At 61.2% G+C, this 18,788-nt stretch carries 19 protein-coding genes and 1 pseudogene; 2 read left to right on the top strand and 18 right to left on the bottom strand.

Annotated features, from left to right (window positions below; all coding sequences use genetic code 11):
• Positions 1-289: hypothetical protein (locus NKI41_RS31620; protein WP_352686848.1), on the top strand; the 289-nt coding region annotated here is incomplete at its 5' end.
• Positions 290-574: 285 nt separating this feature from the next.
• Here NKI41_RS31620 and NKI41_RS31625 read toward each other — a convergent pair.
• The 18 genes and pseudogenes from NKI41_RS31625 to NKI41_RS31715 all read right to left on the bottom strand — a co-directional run bounded on the left by NKI41_RS31625 (position 575) and on the right by NKI41_RS31715 (position 18,318).
• Positions 575-907 carry a hypothetical protein gene (locus NKI41_RS31625; protein ID WP_352536469.1) on the bottom strand — a complete coding sequence of 111 codons (333 nt, stop codon included), beginning with the start codon at positions 905-907 and terminating at the stop codon, positions 575-577.
• 16 nt (positions 908-923) lie between these two features.
• A pseudogene (locus NKI41_RS31630) lies at positions 924-1,390 on the bottom strand (DUF4238 domain-containing protein).
• Between the two features lie 65 nt (positions 1,391-1,455).
• A complete protein-coding gene (locus tag NKI41_RS31635) occupies positions 1,456-3,333 on the bottom strand; it encodes a coiled-coil domain-containing protein (RefSeq protein WP_352509257.1) in 1,878 nt (625 codons plus the stop codon).
• A 1-nt stretch (position 3,334) separates the two neighbouring features.
• On the bottom strand, positions 3,335-3,820 hold the full coding sequence (locus NKI41_RS31640; protein ID WP_199202885.1) for an ABC-three component system middle component 2: 486 nt from the start codon (positions 3,818-3,820) through the stop codon (positions 3,335-3,337).
• Complete coding sequence (locus tag NKI41_RS31645) at positions 3,817-4,908, bottom strand: ABC-three component system protein (protein ID WP_352686852.1); 1,092 nt, start codon at positions 4,906-4,908, stop codon at positions 3,817-3,819. Before NKI41_RS31645 ends, NKI41_RS31640 begins: the two co-directional genes overlap by 4 nt.
• A gap of 300 nt (positions 4,909-5,208) precedes the next feature.
• On the bottom strand, positions 5,209-5,481 hold the full coding sequence (locus tag NKI41_RS31650; protein WP_023680069.1) for a DUF2274 domain-containing protein: 273 nt from the start codon (positions 5,479-5,481) through the stop codon (positions 5,209-5,211).
• Positions 5,482-5,492: 11 nt separating this feature from the next.
• On the bottom strand, positions 5,493-6,710 hold the full coding sequence (locus NKI41_RS31655; protein WP_352516139.1) for a TraB/TrbI/VirB10 family type IV secretion system protein: 1,218 nt from the start codon (positions 6,708-6,710) through the stop codon (positions 5,493-5,495).
• 10 nt (positions 6,711-6,720) lie between these two features.
• Positions 6,721-7,749 (bottom strand): P-type conjugative transfer protein TrbG, encoded by a 1,029-nt coding sequence (trbG, locus tag NKI41_RS31660; RefSeq protein ID WP_352509261.1) that lies wholly within the window; start codon positions 7,747-7,749, stop codon positions 6,721-6,723.
• Positions 7,739-8,470: a conjugal transfer protein TrbF gene (trbF, locus tag NKI41_RS31665; protein WP_352509262.1), complete on the bottom strand. Its 732-nt coding sequence runs from the start codon at positions 8,468-8,470 to the stop codon at positions 7,739-7,741. Before trbF ends, trbG begins: the two co-directional genes overlap by 11 nt.
• A complete protein-coding gene (gene trbL / locus NKI41_RS31670; protein WP_352509264.1) occupies positions 8,471-9,793 on the bottom strand; it encodes a P-type conjugative transfer protein TrbL in 1,323 nt (440 codons plus the stop codon).
• Between the two features lie 36 nt (positions 9,794-9,829).
• Positions 9,830-10,555 (bottom strand): P-type conjugative transfer protein TrbJ, encoded by a 726-nt coding sequence (gene trbJ / locus NKI41_RS31675; protein ID WP_352473678.1) that lies wholly within the window; start codon positions 10,553-10,555, stop codon positions 9,830-9,832.
• Positions 10,552-13,002, bottom strand: a complete 2,451-nt coding sequence (trbE, locus tag NKI41_RS31680) for a conjugal transfer protein TrbE (protein WP_352686859.1) — start codon at positions 13,000-13,002, stop codon at positions 10,552-10,554. The genes trbJ and trbE overlap by 4 nt, the downstream gene beginning before the upstream one ends.
• Entirely contained in the window at positions 12,996-13,268 is a 273-nt protein-coding gene (locus NKI41_RS31685; protein WP_352686861.1) for a VirB3 family type IV secretion system protein, read from the bottom strand. Before NKI41_RS31685 ends, trbE begins: the two co-directional genes overlap by 7 nt.
• Positions 13,268-13,576 carry a TrbC/VirB2 family type IV secretion system protein gene (locus tag NKI41_RS31690; RefSeq protein ID WP_352509267.1) on the bottom strand — a complete coding sequence of 103 codons (309 nt, stop codon included), beginning with the start codon at positions 13,574-13,576 and terminating at the stop codon, positions 13,268-13,270. The genes NKI41_RS31685 and NKI41_RS31690 overlap by 1 nt, the downstream gene beginning before the upstream one ends.
• Positions 13,577-13,587: 11 nt before the next feature.
• Positions 13,588-14,556, bottom strand: a complete 969-nt coding sequence (gene trbB / locus NKI41_RS31695) for a P-type conjugative transfer ATPase TrbB (protein ID WP_352509269.1) — start codon at positions 14,554-14,556, stop codon at positions 13,588-13,590.
• Positions 14,553-14,966 carry a CopG family transcriptional regulator gene (locus tag NKI41_RS31700; protein ID WP_352509270.1) on the bottom strand — a complete coding sequence of 138 codons (414 nt, stop codon included), beginning with the start codon at positions 14,964-14,966 and terminating at the stop codon, positions 14,553-14,555. The genes trbB and NKI41_RS31700 overlap by 4 nt, the downstream gene beginning before the upstream one ends.
• Positions 14,967-15,086: 120 nt before the next feature.
• On the bottom strand, positions 15,087-17,114 hold the full coding sequence (locus NKI41_RS31705) for a conjugal transfer protein TraG (protein WP_352509271.1): 2,028 nt from the start codon (positions 17,112-17,114) through the stop codon (positions 15,087-15,089).
• A 970-nt stretch (positions 17,115-18,084) separates the two neighbouring features.
• On the bottom strand, positions 18,085-18,318 hold the full coding sequence (locus tag NKI41_RS31715) for a hypothetical protein (RefSeq protein ID WP_352508341.1): 234 nt from the start codon (positions 18,316-18,318) through the stop codon (positions 18,085-18,087).
• 172 nt (positions 18,319-18,490) lie between these two features.
• Between NKI41_RS31715 and NKI41_RS31720 the strand changes: the two genes are divergently transcribed.
• The coding region (locus NKI41_RS31720; protein WP_352686867.1) for a KTSC domain-containing protein at positions 18,491-18,788 on the top strand (298 nt) is incomplete at its 3' end.

Genomic DNA, 18,788 nt, shown 5'->3' on the forward strand with positions numbered 1-18,788 from the left:
ACAACAGCAACGCTTTCAACTCGCCTCTGCTCAGTCTAACGTCTCGATTGGTCATGGCACTTCCCCTTCCACGGGAATCGGTGATTGCAACGTCACCACCGTGCCATGGCCGCTCGCCCTTCAGAGCAAGCGGCGTTCTCTCTCCAAAACTTTTTGCAGAACCTTCAGGACACTATCAGCGGATGCTTCCATGGTTGGGTTCTCGTCCCTGTTGTTGCCATCGTCTCCTCCCTGGCAGGTTGCGACTCATGCGAGTCTTGCCGTGAATATAGAAGATTCGCGGTTGTAAACGGAGTCCGAAAACACGTTTTCTGTCAGTAGACGGTGGAACTTGGGGATTAATGGCAATGGATGGGAAGCCGCCGTCAATCATCGTAGATTGGGAACAAACACGTCCTTGATTGAAAAAGGCAGCTGGCCTGTCTAACGATTCATCACCCTCCACCCCTCGCCTGTCGTTCCAACGCCGCGCCGAGGTCCCGGCCTGGGACATAAAGCTCTGTCCTGGTGCGAACCTTGCCCGACCCGTCGCGAGCATAGAGCTACTTGGTCGCATATCGAGTAATGCTCGTATTCAGTGCGGCGACGTGGTCGCGGCGATGATCTCGCTGGGGGGCTGTTTGACGAAAAGCCCGACCAAAGCGAGCTCGGGCGAGATCGTGAACATAACGATCGTATTTTGGAGGCCGGACCCCGGCGAGTAAGGTCTCGGCTTTCCGTCAACCCAATCTAGGATTACCGGATCGTCGGATGCCGCATAGGTGCAGCCAGGCGCGGCCGAGACGAAGGACCAGCTCCTGCGAGCCAGTTGCTCAACAGCCGTCGGGACCGATTCGAGCTCCAATCCAAACAGGTAAGTCTGATCGATCGCAACCTTACGTTCGCCTCGATCGATGAGGTCCTTCATATCCTCGTAGTTGATGTCATCGCGGACTAAGGGCGCCATTCGCTCGCGCCTGCTTCACCGAATCGTCGAAGCGATCCTTATCCTGCAGCATCATTTTCATAATGCCGTTGACGACTTTCAGATCAAAATTTTCGGTCATTGACCTGAACCGTGGATTACGCACGGCCACGTTCCCCATCAGAAGCATAACAGAAGAAAAATGCGCCTCCGATGGGAAGCTGATCGCCTCTATCATCTCGGCCAGATGCACTGAGATTTCACCCTCGATCTCGGCCATCCCGTCCTCGACGTGGTTAGGGTCATAGCCCTCGACATCGATCCGGAAGAAGTGGCGCCGACTGCCGACTTCCGGACCAAGGTCTCGAACGATTTTCTCGTCGACTGATCGTAGCAGAAGACCTTGGCTTTCCGCTTGTCACAGCCGACGCTGAAATTCCGCAGATAGAACTGAGGGGTGAAGTGGTGGTTTGCCTTCTCTGCCATTATTGCCCGCAATGCTTGCAGACCCGTGGAGGCCTGCTCCAGGGATCTGGCGATCCGGAACCGGCTCAAAACAGTCCGCGTTTGCCCGCGTTGCCGTGCTCGCCTGCGAACACATGCTCAAGCACCCCGTCCGGAAGTGGGAACGGCGGATCCTGGTTTTCGATGATTATGAACTGCGCCTCGTCGCAGCGTTCTATCAGATAGTTGTAGAAGTGCACGTTTAGACCTGCCGCGGCTACGGTAGCTTCGTCAGAGCTGAGTTCCTTGTGCTTTGACTTCAGCGGGTCGCGGTAGCTGAGAAGCGGGCTGTCGAGGACGAGAATACCCGGATGCGGCAACTCGCGTTTCCGGCAGACATCCATGACCCCAATCTTGAACGCTGCGTTGAGCAGCGCCCTTACACCCTTGCCGTTGGCGTTACGCTGCTTTCCGTTTAGGAGGATATCATGCGTCTGCTCGTGGAAAGTGATACGCGGATCCCCCGGATACTTCCACTTCCTGAAGATGTCCTCCACCGCAGCTGCGAGTTCATCTCCAACGACCGTCCCGACACCGACCGCGACGCTTCCCTTGGCGACCCGTTTCGTCTTGAACTTCAACAGCTCGGCCTGGCGGACCCGAAGTCCGCTGATGCGCCTCTCAACGGACGTTGCGTCATGGAGCTTCTTTCGGGCCACATCGATCCCCTCATACTGGTCGCGTGTCTTGACGGCGGCTTCCCGTGCGGTCTCGATCTGCTCATCTTTCACTTCGATGTCGCCGGAAAGGGAGGCGATCCGCCTCCGCATTCCGATCGCTTCGGCCTGAAGTGAAGTGATCGCCTTCGTCAGCCCGGCGCTTTCGGCTCGGACTTTGCGCAATTCTGCCGAAACGGCCTTCTGGGAAGTTTCGACAGCCTCGAAGCCGTGTTCGACATGCTGATGCTCGGGATCAGCACCACACAGGACGCAAGGACGCTTCGCTCCGGCCACAAGGGCCGCGGCCCCCTCCTCCAGCATCATAAGCCTGCGGATATCGCTGGCAAAGCTTGTTGCGAGCAGTTCGAACCGTTCAATGGTCAGGACCGCCTCGTCCGCCCTCTCCGTCAGTTCATCGCGCTCGGACACCAGTCGTCGACGTTCCATGGAGAGCGCGTCGAGAGCGGAATGTCCTGCAGCCAGGTTCGATCTGAAGGTTTTCAACGTCGCATCTAGCCGCTCGGCCTGTTCGTCGAGGTTCAAGATCGTCAAGTCTTCGACATCGGGATACATGGCGGCGAGTTCTGCGACCGCCGTGTTCAGCATCTCCTCAACGATTTCAATACGACCAGCGTTCGTCTGTCTCTGCTGCTTGGTATCCGGCACTTTCACCATCGACTTGTCGTCGACACCTGTGAGGATGAACTTCAGGACGTTCTTGTTGAAGGTGTCGCTACTCTGGCGGTCGACGACGATTGGGCTTTCCTCCGCGATCATCGGGGTCTCTTCCGTGAACAGGTAGCTGGCGAAATGCCGGATCGTGAACGTCGCCTTGTCGCCGGTCTGAGTCCTGGCAATTTCCGTGTCGCCGACGCCGAGTTCTCCAAGCAGGAAAGTCGAGAGGCTCTCCTTCTTGGTCGTGTGGTTTTCGGCCAGCGTGCGGTCACTTTTCCGGCCGAGTGCCTGCTCGAACTCACCCTCGAAAAGGTCGTACCCGCCTTTTGACAGCGAACGGGCGAGAGTGATCCGCCCGCTTTTTGGCACATCAATTTCTAACCAGCATCTGTCGTATGCGACGGCCTCGGCCAGGCCCGGCAGGGCGGACCCTCCTCCGAACATGTAGTCGAGCGCCTTGACGGCGAAGGATTTGCCAGCCTGCGAACCGCCCCAGACCACCGTTAGTCCCGGCGCGAAGTCGAGGTAGACGGCCAGTCTATCCGGCCCGGTGAAGGCGAGGCGCCGCAAGATGAACCGGGACGGTGACATGTCAGACGCCAGCCTGGGAGGTGCCATGCCCGAAACTATCGGTCCATTCCCCGATGTTACCGACGACCATGGACCTGAATCCGGCCTTTGACAGTTCGCGCACCTGTCCGGCCACCCAGCTGGCGCAGATCTTCAGGTCTTCAGAGTAGGGGGATTCGAGCAACTCGACATACGAAGCGGCTTCCTCGGAGGCTCGCCACGCGAATCCCTCATCGTCGGCGACCTTCTCCAAGAGATGGCATTTGCGCATAAGGTCGAGCCCTGCCTCCACAATGCCGCGCCGGACGAGCAGCTCGCCCTTCCGGCTGCTGACCGCGGCGTGAAGCGACATCGGTCCGCCGACGTCGGAGGCGTGGACGACGACGTGATCGTAAAGGACAACCTCGCTGAGGTCGGCGGTCATCGGCCGCAGATGCTCGAGCACGACCACGGCACGAATCCCGGCCTCGAGCGGCGTATGATACAGGTCTGAAATGCTCGCGCTCATGGGCTCCATCTGATCCTTCCGTCCGAAACGAGGTGATGGCACGTACCCTGCTTCACGGGAGGCCGGGCCAAGGTACCCAGAATTCCTGCAGGCGCCGCCCCCGTGTGTTTCATCACCGCGTCGATCCTCGCCAAAGGCGATGGGTGCGCCTCGTTATAGACCTCGATCAGTAAATGGTAGATGTCGTTCTTGAATACGTCGACCGATCTGGCCGCCGTATTGTCGCGGTGGAAGTCGCGGAACGCGCACGCCTGATAATAGCGCTGTCTCTGGATCCTAAGGTGCTCCCCGAATTTAGGGTCCGTAAAGACGTCCTCCAGCGTCGCGAAGTCCAATCCGGCCGATCCCGCATAGACTTCCTGAAGCTGCGTCAGATACGTCAGCTCTATGTCGCTGATTTCATCGGGCGTTTCGCCTTCGGGCGCTTCGCCAGGCGGCAGGCCCAGCACCTGGACAAGAGCCGGAAGCGCGGCGGGATCCTTGACCAGTTTCGGCGCCGTCAGGCACTCGACCGCCGTGAAGTCGTAGCGCTCGATTGAGGCCCGGATTTCGGACGTGAGTTCGACGGGATTTCTGGCGGTTATCCTCATCCGGCAATGCTTGTCCCAAGCCTCCAGCAGCGCCTTCCCTATTCGGGACGGGTTCTGCAGCAGCGTAGTCAACGAGCCGTCGATGCCTCGCGGCGAAACGAAGATGTACCGTCGCGGCAGCGTCGCGTAGGCGCCGGCCGCATGATGGTGGAAGACCTTGCCCAGCTCCGTCATAGCCTCGCCGATCCGAAGCTTCGAGCCGCGTGTCTTCCGCTTGCACTGGTAAAGGTCCCACGCGCCATCATGGCGGGCGCGCGAGAGAAATCCTATCACGTCCCGGCCCTTGTCATTGGCCGCACCAACGCGCTCGACTTCGACGTAGTCTTTCGATTTCCGTTCGGCGTATATCTCGACGAACTCTTCGAGTTCGTTGTCCTCGAGTTCGAAGATGCGCGTTGCTGGCTTCGTCACGTCCGCCCCTGAATCGATCCCTTTGCCTGAGTATCGCATCGGCGCGCCGCGTCGACAACGCTCAAACCGGCATCGATCTGAAGACATTGTTGGATGGTTTCGCCGACGACATCATTCGCGCGACGTCAAATTTCCGTGCTCTTTCCGGATAGTGGGATAGCCGCTTCCCACCCTGTCATGGACAGTTCATCAACCTGAACGGACCGGCAGCTTTGAAAAGATTGCCTAGACGGCCTGAACGACTGAAATGAGGCGCAGAGCCGGCATTGGTTCGGGGCAGATCAGCTCGTCTATTGTGCCCGATGTTTCGGCTTGCCGCCGGCAAATTGCTTCAATGCATTTGCCCGCCTAGAAAGGTGCCCCCTCGGACTCACTGATCGCTGTCACTTATTCGGACCCTGAAATTGCCTGCCGCCGCGATTTCTCTGACTTGTCGACGACAGGGAGCCCTTCCTTTCTGGCCTTGGCAAACGCTCGATCGCTCTCCAGGAACTCCGCCAGCATGAACGGGATCAGTTCCGCTACCGATTCGGACTCGCCATAGGTCTGACGATAAAGGGCCGCATAGTCCTTCAGTGCTTGGTTCAGGTCTGCACTTACGCTTATGGTGATCTTCGAAGGTGTCCGATCCGGAAGTTTGCCGAGTTTCAGATTGGTCATGATGACTCCAGTCAATTCGGGTACGGCCGTAGCACAAGATCCTTGTGCACGATGACGCGCAGTGGCCAACCAGGGCGGACGGTGATCGTGGGCTGAATATTGAGGTTCTTCTCGGTGATGCGCTGGCCAGCTTGACTAACGTTCTGCTGAGCGGATTCGCGGATTGCTTTGACCAGGTCGCTTTCGTCTTGCCCGAGGCTCAGCTCCGTGCCGACCCCCAGCAACGTGGCCAGCGCAACGCCTTTCATCAGCTGCCAGGTGTGGAAATCCACCTTGTCCTCAAGCCCGGCATAGCCGGCGGTGTCCGTCGCCGGCAGATTGTCGATTTCGATCGAAGAGCCGTCGGGCAGCAGTATCCGTTGCCAGACCAGCAGCGCGCGCCTTTGTCCAAAGGCAACAACGCTGTCATAGGTGCCAATCAGGCGAGAGCCTTGCGGAATGAGCAAGGTGCTGCCGGTGACTGTGTCGTGCACATTCTCGGTGACCTGTGCGACGACGAGGCCGGGCAAGTCGGAATTGATGCCAGTGATCAGGCTCGCTGCGATGACGCTGCCGGCCATCAGCTGATACGGCGAAGCCGGCGTCTGCAGTGCATGCAGATTGTAGATTCCACTTGTGTTCCGCTGGCTGACAAAATCGAGCTTGCGCTGTTGATTGTTTTGGTCGTCCTCGGCCGGTGCAACGGAACCTGAATCGCGTGCGGCATCGGATTGTGGAGCCGTTCCATCAAAGGGTGGACGCCCGCCCTGCCCGTTGCCGGCGGCATCCGCTTGCCGGGGTCGATTTTCGATCCGGAAGAAGACTTGCGATTCGCGCGCCTCGATCGCCTGCTGTGCAAGGCGCTGCTCCTCCGCCGAAACCTCCTGGCCCGGCGCGATGCCCAGCTGGCGTTGGTGCTCAAGGATGGGGCGGCCGAGGTCGCCGGGCAGCGGTGGTCCAAGCACCGGAGGCTTGGGCTTGATCCCGGAATAGTCCTTAGGCAGCCTTTCAATTGCCTCCGCGGTTGGCTTCCGCTCAGTGTTGTAAAGCTCTTCAGCCTGCTCTTTGATGCGCAGCGCCGGTCCCTGCAGCGCCATCATGGTGACGCCTAGAACGGTCCCGGAACCAACAGCAGCAATGGCGACAATAATGCCGCGCTTGAAGCGCACAGCGCGGCGAGGCGAGGCCCGCAGCTGCAGCTGTTCTGGATCGAGTTTCGGTGAAGCATCGGAGCGGGAAGTATCCGTCATGGGCCGTCCCTCACCTGCTGGAACGCGAAAAGAGCAATTTCCGCAGCGGCGCTTGCCTGCCGTCGGTCCTCGTGATGCGCACCACCTGTTGCTGCTTGGCGCCGAGGCGCAGTTCGGCCGCGGCGAAGAGGCGATCGACAATGTAATAGTTGCCGCGTATGCGGTAGTTGACGAGCTGGTTGTCCCCGTCAGCACCGACGATGAAGAGCGGCGGGGCCTCGCCCTGATCGATGCGGCGCGGAAACTCGATGTAGACCTTGCTGCCATCATCGAACGCGCGCGTCGGCCTCCAGGGCGGCATGTCGCCGGTAATCGAATAGCGGAAGCGAATATTTTCGAGAGCCACATTCGACGCCACTGGCATAGCAGCCTCGGCCTGCGCATCGCGCCGGCGTAGCGCGATAATCTGGTCCTCGCTGTAGGTCCAGGAGATTGCCGCCATGGCGGTCTTATCCGTGCTTTGAAGCTGCAAGTGATAGCTTCGCCGGTCCGTGGTGATCACCAGATTGGTGGCAAGTCCTGGCGCGAAGGGCTTCACCAGCACATGGGTGCGCTGGTCATCGCCGGAGCCACTGACGGTGTCGCCAATTACCCAGCGCACTGTATCGCCGGCCGACACGGATTGGAGTTTCTCGCCTGACTGCAGAGCGATATCGCTGACGCGCTCCGGTGCGGCATAGAGCTGGTAGAGCAAGCCTTCGGCAAAGGGGTAAACCTGCACCGCATTCACATAGCCATATTTGGTGGGTTGCTGCGTCGCCGCCTTGTTGGCATCGGCGACACGTTCTTCAGGCGAGCGCCTGTCTTCAGCAGCCTTGCCCGGCTCGGGCTGCAACTGGCCGGGCAGCGGTAGCGGTTTCGGCACTTCCACGACTTTGATGGGCTTCTCCGGCGCCTTCTCGATTGCCGCCGGTTGGAACTTGGCAGCATCATAGGAAATCTGAGGTGGCGGCACCGGCTTCGAGGCACAGGCGGAGATGACCGCAGCCGACGTCGACAGGACCAGCGCAGTGCGGAGCGACGAGAGTCTATTTATCATTGGCGGGCTCCTTTGGGGGAACGGAAGTCTGCGCGGCACTGTCGAGCTCGCGCGACCAGTCGATGGCATTGATGAAGACGCCGAGCGGGTTTTTGCGCAGCTGATCGGTATTGTTCGGCGGCCGGATCACAATGGTGAGGATCCCGGTCCAACGCGTTGTGCTGGCGAGGCTGCCGCGCTCAAAGACCTGCTCGGTCCATTTGACTTGATAGGAGCTGTCGGACGCTCGAACCACGCTCGTCACCTGCACCGAGACGCTGCGCGTCCCGATCTTGCCGAACGGGTCGTTGGCCTTAGCGTACTCGTTGAGAAAGAGGGCTCCACGGTCGGTGGCAAAGTCGTAGGCCGACAGCCAATTCTGCCGCACTAGCACCGCATCGGTGGAAACAGAGCGGACATTCTGGATGAAGCGGCCGAGATGCCAGGCGATCTGGGCATCGGTGGGCTCGTAGTCCCGGATTGCTGGAGCGACGGCGCGCGCCTCGCCGAAACGATCAACCTCGACGACATAGGGCACGACGCGGCCCTGCATCGACTGCCACAAGAGTCCACCAGAGAGCCCGGTGGCCAGAGCGAGGCAGCCAAAGGCCATCAGGCGCCAGTTCCTTGCCTGCACGCGCGCAGTGCCGATGCGCTCGTCCCAAAGTTGGGCGGCCTTCTGGTATGGTGTGACGGGGTGGGGCGTCTTCCCGTAACGTTGAACTGGTCGCTTGAAGAGCATCTAGTCTTCCTTATCGTTGAGAGAGGGGTTGGCGCCGCTTCCACCCCGATCGCCATCGCGGACGGCCTGCGTGGCGGCGTGGCGATGGGCGCGCGCGGTCTGTTCGGAACGCAAGCGCCTCGCCCACGCCGGCGCGGCATTGGCACCTGACGCGGCAGGGTTTCCGGTCATTGATGCGGTCGGCGTGCCGCCCGTCGCGGTCCAGGCGGCATCGCGGCCGGCATCGGCGCTGCGCCGGAATGGTTCTGTTGCAGATCGCATTCCCCGCATCGCGGCGCCGCCAGCTGCGCCGGCAACGCCCTGCAGTCCAGCCGCTACGCCGGAGAGGCCGGACTCGGGCGATGTTGCACGCCCCATCTGCCAAGCTGTGGAAGCAGCCGATCCCATGGCCGTGCCGGCTCGAACGGCGGCGAGACCGCCGCCGGTTGCCATGCGCGCGCCGGCAAGCGCCGCACCTCCGGCAACGAGAGTTGATCCGGCGGCCGCCGCGGTGGTTCCGAGTGCGGCTCCCGCGCCAAGCTGCGGCGCGCCCGAGACAAGACCCGAGGCAATTCCCGGCCCGAAAATGCCGAGCCCAAGCAGCGCCAACGCGCCCAGTACCTGTGACATGGCCGCGGCCAAGTCCGGCTCCTTGCCTTGCAGGGCGGAAGCGAACTCGCCGAAGAGCGTGGAGCCGATGCCGACGATGACGGCAAGCACCATCACCTTAATGCCCGACGAGATCACATTGCCGAGCACGCGCTCGGCCAGAAACGCCGAGCGGTTCCAGAGCGCGAAGGGCACCAGAACAAAGCCGGCCAATGTGGTGAGTTTGAACTCCAGGATGGTGATGAAAAGCTGGATGGAAAGGATGAAGAAGGCGATGAGGACCAGGAACCAGGCGAGAAGCAGCACGAAGATGGTCAGCGCGTTGCCAAAAATCTCGGGAAAGCCGACTAGCTGGCTCGCTTGATTGAGCAGCGGCCAGGCGCCCTCGAAGCCGGCCGCGGCAATGCGGCCTGGCCGCAGGAGACTGTCGGCGGACAAATTGCCGGACGAAGCGTTGATGCCGAGCCCGGCAAAGGAGCGGTAGATAATGTCGGCAAGGCTTCTGAAATTGTTCAGGATGAACGCGAAGGCGCCGACATAGAGCACCTTTCGGACGAGCCGACCGAGAATATTGGGTTCGCCGCCGAACGCCCAGACCAGGCCCGCCAGCGTGATGTCAATGCCGATCAGGATGGTGGTGAGAAAGGCGACGTCGCCCGAAAGCAGACCGAACCCGCTATCAATATAGCGGGTAAAAGTCTCCATGAAGCGATCAATGACGCCGAGGTCATTCATGTCGCCGCCTTCCTCGTTGTCTTGAAGAACTGCTGATCAGTTGCCGGGATAGGCCGTACCGGTGCCCAGGAAACGCTTCGTCGTCTCGCGGGCGGCTTCCTCAGACTGCGCCTTGCGGGCAGCATCTTCGGCTTCAGCCCGGAACTGGGTCGCGAGCAGCGTCTGGATCTGCATCTGCTGCTTGGTCGAAAGCGCGATCAGCTGATTGGTGGCCTGGCTTGCCTCAAGGGCACCTGCCGCGCCCTGACTGCGGTTGACGAGATCGGTAAGCAGGTCGCCGTCGGCCCGCACGTTCTCCACGATCTGCGACTGCGCGCTCATGGTTTGGCGGAACGCCTGCATGGCGTTTTGCCAGCGCTCGCGCGCGGCGCTCGCCACATCGTTGACCTCGATTGTGGCGTCGTAGCTTTCCGGATATTGCACACGCCACTGGTTCTGAAGCTTGTCGAGATCGAAGCTCAGGCCGCTGGCCTGGGTCATCAGGCCGTCGATCCGTTGGAGCGAACCTGTGAGCTGGCCCACGGAAGAAAAATCCAGGCGCTGAAGGTGCCGCGCCATGTTCTGCAGCATCGTCGCCTGGTTCTGAAGCGACTGGATCTGGTTGTTTATCTGCTCCAGGGAACGTGCCGCTGTCAGCACGTTCTGCGCATAATTCGACGGATCGAACACGATCAGGGCGTGGGCCGGCTGAACGTAGTCGGCCATTGGTTTTGCGATCAGGGAAACGGTGATCAGGCTGGTGAGAAGGCGGCGCCGCATCATGACGATTGCTCCTTGTCTGGTTGAGGGAATTGCTGGAGAAGCTCGGCAGCCCAATCGAGGCCGCGCGCACTCAGGAACCGGGAGGCAAAGCTGTCCTGCCCGTGCTCTGACAGGACGCTGTCGATCAAAGCTTGCGTGGCCGGATCAGAGGCGCCGCAGAGCGCAAGAGCGATCGGGCCGAGCCCGAGCTCGAAGAGGCGGTTGCCGCGGCGTGACTGCAGATAATACTGGCGCTTCGGTGTGGCACGGGCGACCAATTCGATTTGCCGCTCGTTCAGGCCGAAGCACTCATAGGCTGCCCGCACCTGCGGTTCCACGGCACGGTCATTGGGAAGAAAAATGCGCTGTGGGCAGCTCTCGATGATTGCCGGCGCGATCGACGAGGCAGCGATGTCTGCAAGTGACTGCGTGGCGAAAATCACGGAGACGTTCTTCTTTCGCAGCACCTTCAGCCATTCGCGGATGCGGGCGGCAAAGAGAGGGTTGTCGAGATAGACCCACGCCTCGTCGAGCATCAGCAGCGTCGGCCGTCCGTCGAACCGCTCCTCGAGACGATGGAACAGATAGGTGAGCACCGGGAGCACAGCGCCTTGGCTGTGCATCAGCTCTTCGGTCTCGAAACACTGCACATCCGACAAAGCCAGCCGATCTTCATCGGCATCGAGCAGCCGGCCGAAGGGACCGTCGAGCGTGTAGGGCATCAACGCGGCCTTGAGCCCATTGGACTGAAGCAGAACCGACAGGCCCGTCAGCGTGCGTTCCTGCACCGGCGCAGTCGCAAGGCTGATGAGTGCCGACCAGATCGCCTCCTTTACCTCCGGCGTAACGCTGACATTCTCATGGGCAACGAGGCCGGCTATCCATTCCGCCGCCCAGCTGCGAGTAGTCTGGTCGCCGATATTGCTCAGTGGCTGGAAGGCAAGCGCACCATCCGCGCCCAGCGCGTGGTGTTCTCCGCCCATGGCCAGTGTTGCCGCACGAGCCGAATTGCCCTTGTCGAAGACATAGACCTGCGCCCCGGCATAGCGTCGAAACTGCAGAGCGACTAGCGCGAGCAGAACCGACTTGCCGGCACCGGTCGGACCAACGATCAGCATGTGACCGACATCGTCGACATGGGTGGAAAGCCGAAACGGGGTGGACCCGCTGGTCTCGGCAACAAGAAGCGACGGTGCTTCGATCCGGGTGACTTTCGCGAGATGCTCGTTTGTCGCCGGACCGGCCCAAACCGACGATAGCGGCATGAGATGGGCAAGGTTCAATGTATGAATGAGCGGCTGGCGAACGTTGGCATAGACATGGCCGGGCAATGAGCCGAGCCACGCCTCGACCGCATTGATGCTTTCACGGATCGTGGTGAAGCCGAGCCCATTGACTATGCGCTCAACCGCTCGGAGCTTTTCCGCGGCGGCCTGCCGGTCCTGGTCCCATACCGTCACCGTTGTGGTGAGATAGCCGAAGCCGACGTGATCGCCGCCCAATGCCTGAAGGGCGGCATCCGCATCGAGCGCCTTGTTGTCGGCGTCACTATCGACGAGAGGGACGGGTTCGTTGGTCACGACCTCGCGCAGGATGGCTGCGACCGATTTGCGCTTGGCAAACCACTGACGGCGCAACCGGGTCAGTGTCTTTGTGGCTTCCGTCTTGTCGAGCGGGATGAAGCGCGTCATCCAGCGGTAGGCGAAATCCTGATGGTTGAGCGCGTCGAGGATCCCTGGCCGGGTGCCGTTCGGGAAACCAAGGATGGTGAGGGTGCACAGATGCTGCTCACCCAGCATCGGCTCCAGGCCGCCGGTAAGCGGCGCGTCAACCAGAACACCGTCGAGATACATTGGCGTTTCCGGCATGGCGACCGGATGTTGGTAGGTCGAGATTGTGCCGTGCAGATAGGTTAGCGTCTCGGCATCATCGAGGGCGCGCACTTCCGGCATGAAGCCGGACAGCAAATCCAGGACGCGGTCGGTCTCGTCGCGAAACCACGCCAGCTCCTGGCGCCAGTCTCTAGCCCCTCCCGAGTGATGCGAGTCGACCAGTGCGCTTTCCGCCCGCGCCTGGCCATCTGGCGCCGGCATGAAGATCAAGGTCAGATGATAGCGACTCTCGAAGTGCGCGACCTTGCCCTCGAAGGCCGCGCGCCGTTCCTCATCGACCAGCCATGAGGCAGCATCGGGAAAAGCCGAGCTCGGATAGCCCAGCGCTTCAACGCGCTCGGCCTCGAAAAACAACCCCCATCCGGAGCCCAACCTTCGTAGCGCATTGTTGGCTCGTGCGCAGATGCCGACCAATTCGGCTTCGGTCGCGCTTTCAAGGTCGGGGCCACGGAACCGGAAGGTTCGCTGGAAGCTACCGTCTTTATTGAGCACGATGCCGGGCGCGACCAATGCGGCCCAGGGCAGATGATCGGCCAGCCGATCGGCTTTGCCGCGATACTCCGAAAGGTTCAGCATGCAAGCCACCCCTTCAGGCGAAGATGACGGACAAGCACGCTGGCGAAGTCCGGATCGCGGCGAGCGGCAAAGACCGCGAACGTGTGGCCGGCGATCCAGAGCGCCAGTCCGGCGATCCACTGCTGCAGGCCAAGGCCTATTGCCGCGGCCACCGTGCCGTTGAGGATCGCCACCGCTCGCGGCGCGCCGCCCAGCAGGATCGGCTCAGTCAATGCCCTGTGAACGGGGACTTCGAAACCCTCGATATGCTGCTCTCCGGTGGCCATCAGACGAGTGCCCCGCCGCCGAAGGAGAAGAAGGAGAGAAAGAAGCTCGATGCCGCGAAGGCGATCGACAGGCCGAAGACAATCTGGATCAGCCGGCGAAAACCGCCTGCCGTGTCGCCGAAAGCAAGGGTCAGGCCGGTGGTGATGATGATGATCACCGCGACGATCTTGGCGACCGGTCCCTGGACCGACTCAAGGATCTGCTGCAGCGGCTGTTCCCAAGGCATGCCGGAGCCCGCTGCGTGGGCCGGGACGGTGAGAAGAAACGCGAGCCCGGTGGACGAAAGGAAGCGAAGCTTCTTGAGCATGAGGTGACCTTTCAAAACTGCTGGAGTTGCGGAAGCGTGAGCGGGGTGACGGCGTAATCACCGCTGCTGTCGAGACCGGTGACCTCAGCGATCGCGTCAATGCGGCGCGAGGATCCGCGCCCAGCGATGAAGACGATCAGATCTACCGCATCAGCGATGAGGCGGCGGGGAACGGTGACGACGGCTTCCTGGGCGAGCTGCTCGATACGGTAGAGAGCGGAGCGCGCCGAATTGGCGTGAACCGTCGCGATGCCGCCGGGATGCCCGGTGTTCCATGCCTTCAGCATGTCCAGGGCTTCCGCGCCCCTGACTTCGCCCACGATGATGCGGTCGGGTCTGAGCCGCAGGGTCGAGCGCACGAGATCGGCGAGCGTGATCGACCCCCGCCTCGTCCTCAAGGCAACGCAATCCTTCGCCGCGCATTGCAGTTCGCGCGTGTCCTCGATCAGGATCACCCGCTCGTCGCAATCGGCGGCTTGTGCCAGCAGCGCATTGGCAAGTGTTGTCTTGCCCGACGACGTGCCGCCGGCGACCAGGATGTTGCGCCGCTCGCGGACCGCCTTCTTCAGCGCATCGGCCTGCAGCGGCAGCATGACCCCGTCGGCGACATAGTCGGCCAACGTGTAGAGTTTCGCCGCAGGCTTTCGGATGGCGAAGCATGGCCCCAGCACGACAGGCGGCAGCAGACCCTCGAAGCGCTCGCCCGATGGCAATTCGGCGCTGACAATCGGATTGTCCGCATGCGCCTCGGCGCGCACGTGGGAGGCGACCAGGCGGATGATGCGTTCGGCCTCAGAAGGATGCATGTGCACGCCGGTGTCGACCCGGCCTTCACCCAACCGGTCGAGCCGCAGCGCACCGTCGGGATTGACCATCACCTCAATGACGGTCGCATCGGCAAGGGCTTCGGTGATCGCCGGACCCATGGCGGTGCGCAGCATGGCGCGGCGGCGATGGTCGGCTTCCGGATGAGAACTCATCCTTCCCCTCCCCTGCGATCGTCGGTGCCAAGTGACCGTTTCCCGGAAGCGATTTGGCGGCCGACTTGTTCGACGAACTTCTCGAAGCGCTCCTGGGCAATCGCTTGCGTCGCCTTGTCCGGCACCGGCGTGTGAGCATGAAGCGTGATCGAAAAGCGGATGAAGCGCGCCAGGCTCTCCAGGATCATCTCGACATCGCGCCTGACATGTCCGAGGTCACGGGAAAGACGGTCGAGCCTCTTGCCGTAGCGGTGGTCGAGTTCATTCTCCCCACGCCGCTCGATAAAGGCCTCGACCGCGTGCGCCACAATGGCCGATTTGGTGGTCGATGGATTGCGGCTGAGGTTCTCCAGCTTCTCGCTCAACTCGGGTCCAAGCAAAAACTGGTGACGAATGCGGTGGGGCTTCATGCTGCTTGTTCCCTCTGACCGGCGCTGATGCACCGGCGACGGGAACGAGCATCGTCGAGATCCTCGAAATCGCTTACGGCCGTTATCTACGCTGAGATGCGCCCGCGTATGGCGCGCCGTTCAGAAGCCGGGCACGATGTCCTTGTCGTCGCCCATTCCCTCATTGAGGCCGTACGCACGTGCTGCGGTGGAAATCCGATCCATGACGCGCTTGTCGGCGAGCGTCTCGCAGTCATCGTCTGCGGGCGTGAACAGATCGCCATGATCAGGCTCCTGGGCGACGAGGGTCCGTTCTTCGGGCAGGCCCGGATGGCGCTGCTGCTGGACACCTCCGTCTTCGATTGCCGCGCCGGCACTGTCGTCGTCGCCAGCAAGACGCCGATCCACGCCGCGCACCTGTCCGCTCCAATCGTCCGGGCGCGACGTGGGCCGATCCGCGTAGGCACCGTCGCGCAGCACCGGCGAAGGCAGCACTCGCTCCGTGAAATTCGGATCCTGGTAATAACGCAACTTCTTGGCGCGAATCGGCGGCAATCCCGAAACCAGGATTAGTTCGTCAGCCTGCGGCAACTGCATCACCTCACCCGGCGTCAGCAGGGGGCGAGCGGTCTCTTGGCGGCTTACCATGACGTGGGACAACCAGGGCGCCAACCGATGGCCGGCATAGTTACGCATCGATCTGAGTTCCGTCGCGGTACCGAGCGCGTCCGAGATGCGTTTGGCCGTGCGCTCGTCATTTGAGGAAAAGGCAATCCGCACATGGCAATTGTCGAGAATGGCGTTGTTCTCGCCATAGGCCTTGGAGATTTGGTTCAACGATTGCGCTATCAGATAAGCGCGGATGCCGTAGCCTGCCATGAAGGCGAGCGCAGTCTCGAAGAAGTCGAGCCGACCGAGCGCCGGAAATTCATCCAGCATCATCAGGAGCTGATGCTTGCGGCTCTTCTTTGGATCGCCCTCCAGGCGCTCGGTCAGCCGCCGGCCGATTTGATTGAGCACCAATCGCACCAGGGGCTTAGTGCGGGAGATATCCGACGGCGGCACGACCAGATACAGCGACATCGGTCGCTCGGCATCCACAAGGTCGGCAATGCGCCAGTCGCAGGCCGATGTTGCCGCGGCCACCGTTGGATCACGATAGAGCCCGAGAAACGACATGGCGGTCGAGAGAACGCCTGAGCGCTCGTTCTCTGACTTGTTCAGCACCTCACGAGCCGCCGAGGCCACGACCGGATGGACCTGGGGCTTGTCCACCGTGCCGAGGTGGTTGGTGGTCATCATCCGCTGCAGTGTCGCAGCGAATGAGCGTTGCGGGTCCGACAGGAAGGTGGCGACACGGGCGAGTGTCTTTTCCTCTTCGGCGTAGAGCACGTGCAAGATGGCGCCAACTAGAAGTGAATGACTGGTCTTCTCCCAATGGCTCCGCCGCTCCAGCGCGCCTTCCGGATCGACGAGAATGTCGGCGATGTTCTGAACGTCGCGGACCTCATCTGGACCTTTGCGCACTTCCAGCAGCGGGTTGTACCGCGCCGATCTCGGATCGGTCGGATTGAACAAGAGACAGTGCGAGAACTTCGACCTCCAGCCAGAGGTCAGCTGCCAGTTCTCGCCTTTGATGTCGTGAATGACGGCCGAGCCGGTCCAGGAAAGAAGGGTTGGAACAACGAGTCCGACGCCCTTGCCCGAACGTGTCGGCGCAAAGGCCATGACGTGTTCCGGTCCGTCATGGCGCAGATAGCGATAATTCAGTCCGCCAAGGAAAACGCCGGCCGGCTGAAACAGCCCCGCCTTCTCGATTTCCAGCTTCATGGCCCATCGTGAGGACCCATAGGTGGTGACCAACCCCCGCTGCCGTGCGCGCCAGAGGGACCCAGCTATCGCGGCGGCACAGCCCAGGAACCCACTGGCTCCGGCAAGTATGCCAGCCTTGTCAAAGACCTCAGGCGCATAGGCGTCAAATTGGAACCACCATTCGAACAGCTTCCACGGCTGGTAGATCGGCCAGCCGACTGTCACAAACCATGGTGCGCCGAGTGACGGCTGATAGGAGAGCATGTGGGCGCACCATTGGGTTGCAGTCCACACGCCAAGAATGACAATTGCGAATACGACAGCGATCTGCCCAATCAGCAACTTCGTGGGTGTCAATGGCTTGCTCCGCTCTTCTGGCCAGACGGACCAAACATCGCGCCGAGCGATGAGAATTCGAACGGCCGCTACGTGCGACTAGGTGCGATGACAAGGTTGATAGGCATTATTCAGCTGCGAACAGCGAAAATCCGCCGCAGCAACCGATCGGCGGTGCCAGGTACGCGGTTAGGTCGCAGAAGATGTTGGGGCTTCAGGCGCGGGCACATTGAAGATGTGCTGACAGACAAACCTTTGGAGCCGACGCGTTTGTGCGAGTAGCGAGCTGAAGGGCTCGGCGAGAAATCGTCGTTCTCAATCGGGCGACGGGGGATACATCGGCGAAGACAGGGAGGATGGGCCAGACCGAGCCGACGGAAAGGTCGTAGCCAAGGCGGCCTTGGAGCGCATAGCGCCTGGCCGGGAGGCCGCCGCCAGTCAGACTTACGCGGCGCGTCGTTGAGCGAGGTGGAGACCCGAACGGGCTCGACGAGGGTCCACGGCGGTCACAATGTGGTGGTGGTGATCGCAGTAGACGCGATCCGGCGAAGTTGGCCCAGCACAAAAACGATAACCGCCGGGTACAGAAGCGTCTTCGCTCACCGGGAAGCGGCACTGATAGAGGCCTAGCTGAATGAGGGGGACATCTCTCGAAGTTGGTCTGATATTTTCAGGCATGATGGTTTCCTAGTTCGTAGCAGTTACCAGCTGACGGCCGCAGTGCGACCCGTCGGGACGAGCTTCTCTCGTTTTGGAGGGCTATGGGTCACCATATGGTGTTGGTAGCACCATCAATGAAGCCCTACGCCCTGCTTCTGAAGCCAATAGTTTGCGACTTAAGGCCACACGCGCGAACGCATTAGCAATCTACCATCGTGTCCCCGAGGCACTCGCCCGCCGCGGTTTGCCGGCGGCGGGGTGGCACTGGCTTGTGGGGCCCTAGGCCCACTCGCGGCGCTCGCACTGGATCTCGGTGCGGGTTTCCCTTGTCTCATCGCCCTGTCAGCGCCTTGCAAATGAGCGAAACCAAGCTGTCGCGCGCTCGCTCGTGGAGTGCGCCTTTCGGCCGCCATGCAAGGAAATCATCAACGCTCATCCAATCAGCCGGGTTTGTGTCGGCGTCTGGCTGGCTGAATTCCACATACAGATGCAGTTCGTCCGGCACGAAGACGACCCTCCACAATCCTTCGATGTCATTGGCAAGGTTGTAGGCGAGGACGGTCATGGCGGGGCACTCCTTTCGCCGTGGAGCGTGCCTGTCTCACGGGAAAATTCCATCGCCAGAAGTTGGTATTGACGCTCCCGCTTTCTCACAAATCCAACGTCCGCATGATGCCGAAAGGTGCAGCTAGCTTTTTTGTATCCTGGTTGGAACACGGGACCGCCGCGCAAGTTCGGTGCACGCAGCCATTCCTCCCCTCCAGGTATTGCTGCAGATCGGTATCCCGATCGGCCCGCGCTCCCCGCAAGGCGCGGGCCCTGGGGCTGTGGTGCTCATGCCATCTACTTCGATCCGCAAGATGGAATATGATCGGGATAGAAGAACCCTCTCGGTGTGGTTCGTCGCCAGCCGTAAACGGTACGAGTTTGAGGGGGTACCGCCGGAAACCTTTGCCGCGTTCCGGGCCGCGTTCGCCAAGGGCCGCTATTTCAACGACCACATCCGCAACAATTTCCGCTACCGTCTGGTTGCGA

Source organism: Mesorhizobium sp. M0601 (assembly GCF_040320845.1).
In the GTDB taxonomy this organism is placed as follows: Bacteria; Pseudomonadota; Alphaproteobacteria; order Rhizobiales; family Rhizobiaceae; genus Mesorhizobium.

Bases quoted from the DNA above. Each gene is read 5' to 3' on its own strand.
- NKI41_RS31715 (WP_352508341.1), bottom strand. From the start codon at position 18,318: ATGACCGTCCTCGCCTACAACCTTGCCAATGACATCGAAGGATTGTGG.
- trbJ (WP_352473678.1), bottom strand. From the start codon at position 10,555: ATGATGCGGCGCCGCCTTCTCACCAGCCTGATCACCGTTTCCCTGATC.
- NKI41_RS31685 (WP_352686861.1), bottom strand. From the start codon at position 13,268: ATGGCCACCGGAGAGCAGCATATCGAGGGTTTCGAAGTCCCCGTTCAC.
- NKI41_RS31645 (WP_352686852.1), bottom strand. From the start codon at position 4,908: ATGTCTTCAGATCGATGCCGGTTTGAGCGTTGTCGACGCGGCGCGCCG.
- NKI41_RS31625 (WP_352536469.1), bottom strand. From the start codon at position 907: ATGAAGGACCTCATCGATCGAGGCGAACGTAAGGTTGCGATCGATCAG.
- trbL (WP_352509264.1), bottom strand. From the start codon at position 9,793: ATGAATGACCTCGGCGTCATTGATCGCTTCATGGAGACTTTTACCCGC.
- NKI41_RS31700 (WP_352509270.1), bottom strand. From the start codon at position 14,966: ATGAAGCCCCACCGCATTCGTCACCAGTTTTTGCTTGGACCCGAGTTG.
- trbG (WP_352509261.1), bottom strand. From the start codon at position 7,749: ATGATAAATAGACTCTCGTCGCTCCGCACTGCGCTGGTCCTGTCGACG.
- NKI41_RS31655 (WP_352516139.1), bottom strand. From the start codon at position 6,710: ATGACGGATACTTCCCGCTCCGATGCTTCACCGAAACTCGATCCAGAA.
- trbB (WP_352509269.1), bottom strand. From the start codon at position 14,556: ATGAGTTCTCATCCGGAAGCCGACCATCGCCGCCGCGCCATGCTGCGC.
- NKI41_RS31650 (WP_023680069.1), bottom strand. From the start codon at position 5,481: ATGACCAATCTGAAACTCGGCAAACTTCCGGATCGGACACCTTCGAAG.
- NKI41_RS31640 (WP_199202885.1), bottom strand. From the start codon at position 3,820: ATGAGCGCGAGCATTTCAGACCTGTATCATACGCCGCTCGAGGCCGGG.
- NKI41_RS31690 (WP_352509267.1), bottom strand. From the start codon at position 13,576: ATGCTCAAGAAGCTTCGCTTCCTTTCGTCCACCGGGCTCGCGTTTCTT.
- trbF (WP_352509262.1), bottom strand. From the start codon at position 8,470: ATGCTCTTCAAGCGACCAGTTCAACGTTACGGGAAGACGCCCCACCCC.
- trbE (WP_352686859.1), bottom strand. From the start codon at position 13,002: ATGCTGAACCTTTCGGAGTATCGCGGCAAAGCCGATCGGCTGGCCGAT.
- NKI41_RS31635 (WP_352509257.1), bottom strand. From the start codon at position 3,333: ATGTCACCGTCCCGGTTCATCTTGCGGCGCCTCGCCTTCACCGGGCCG.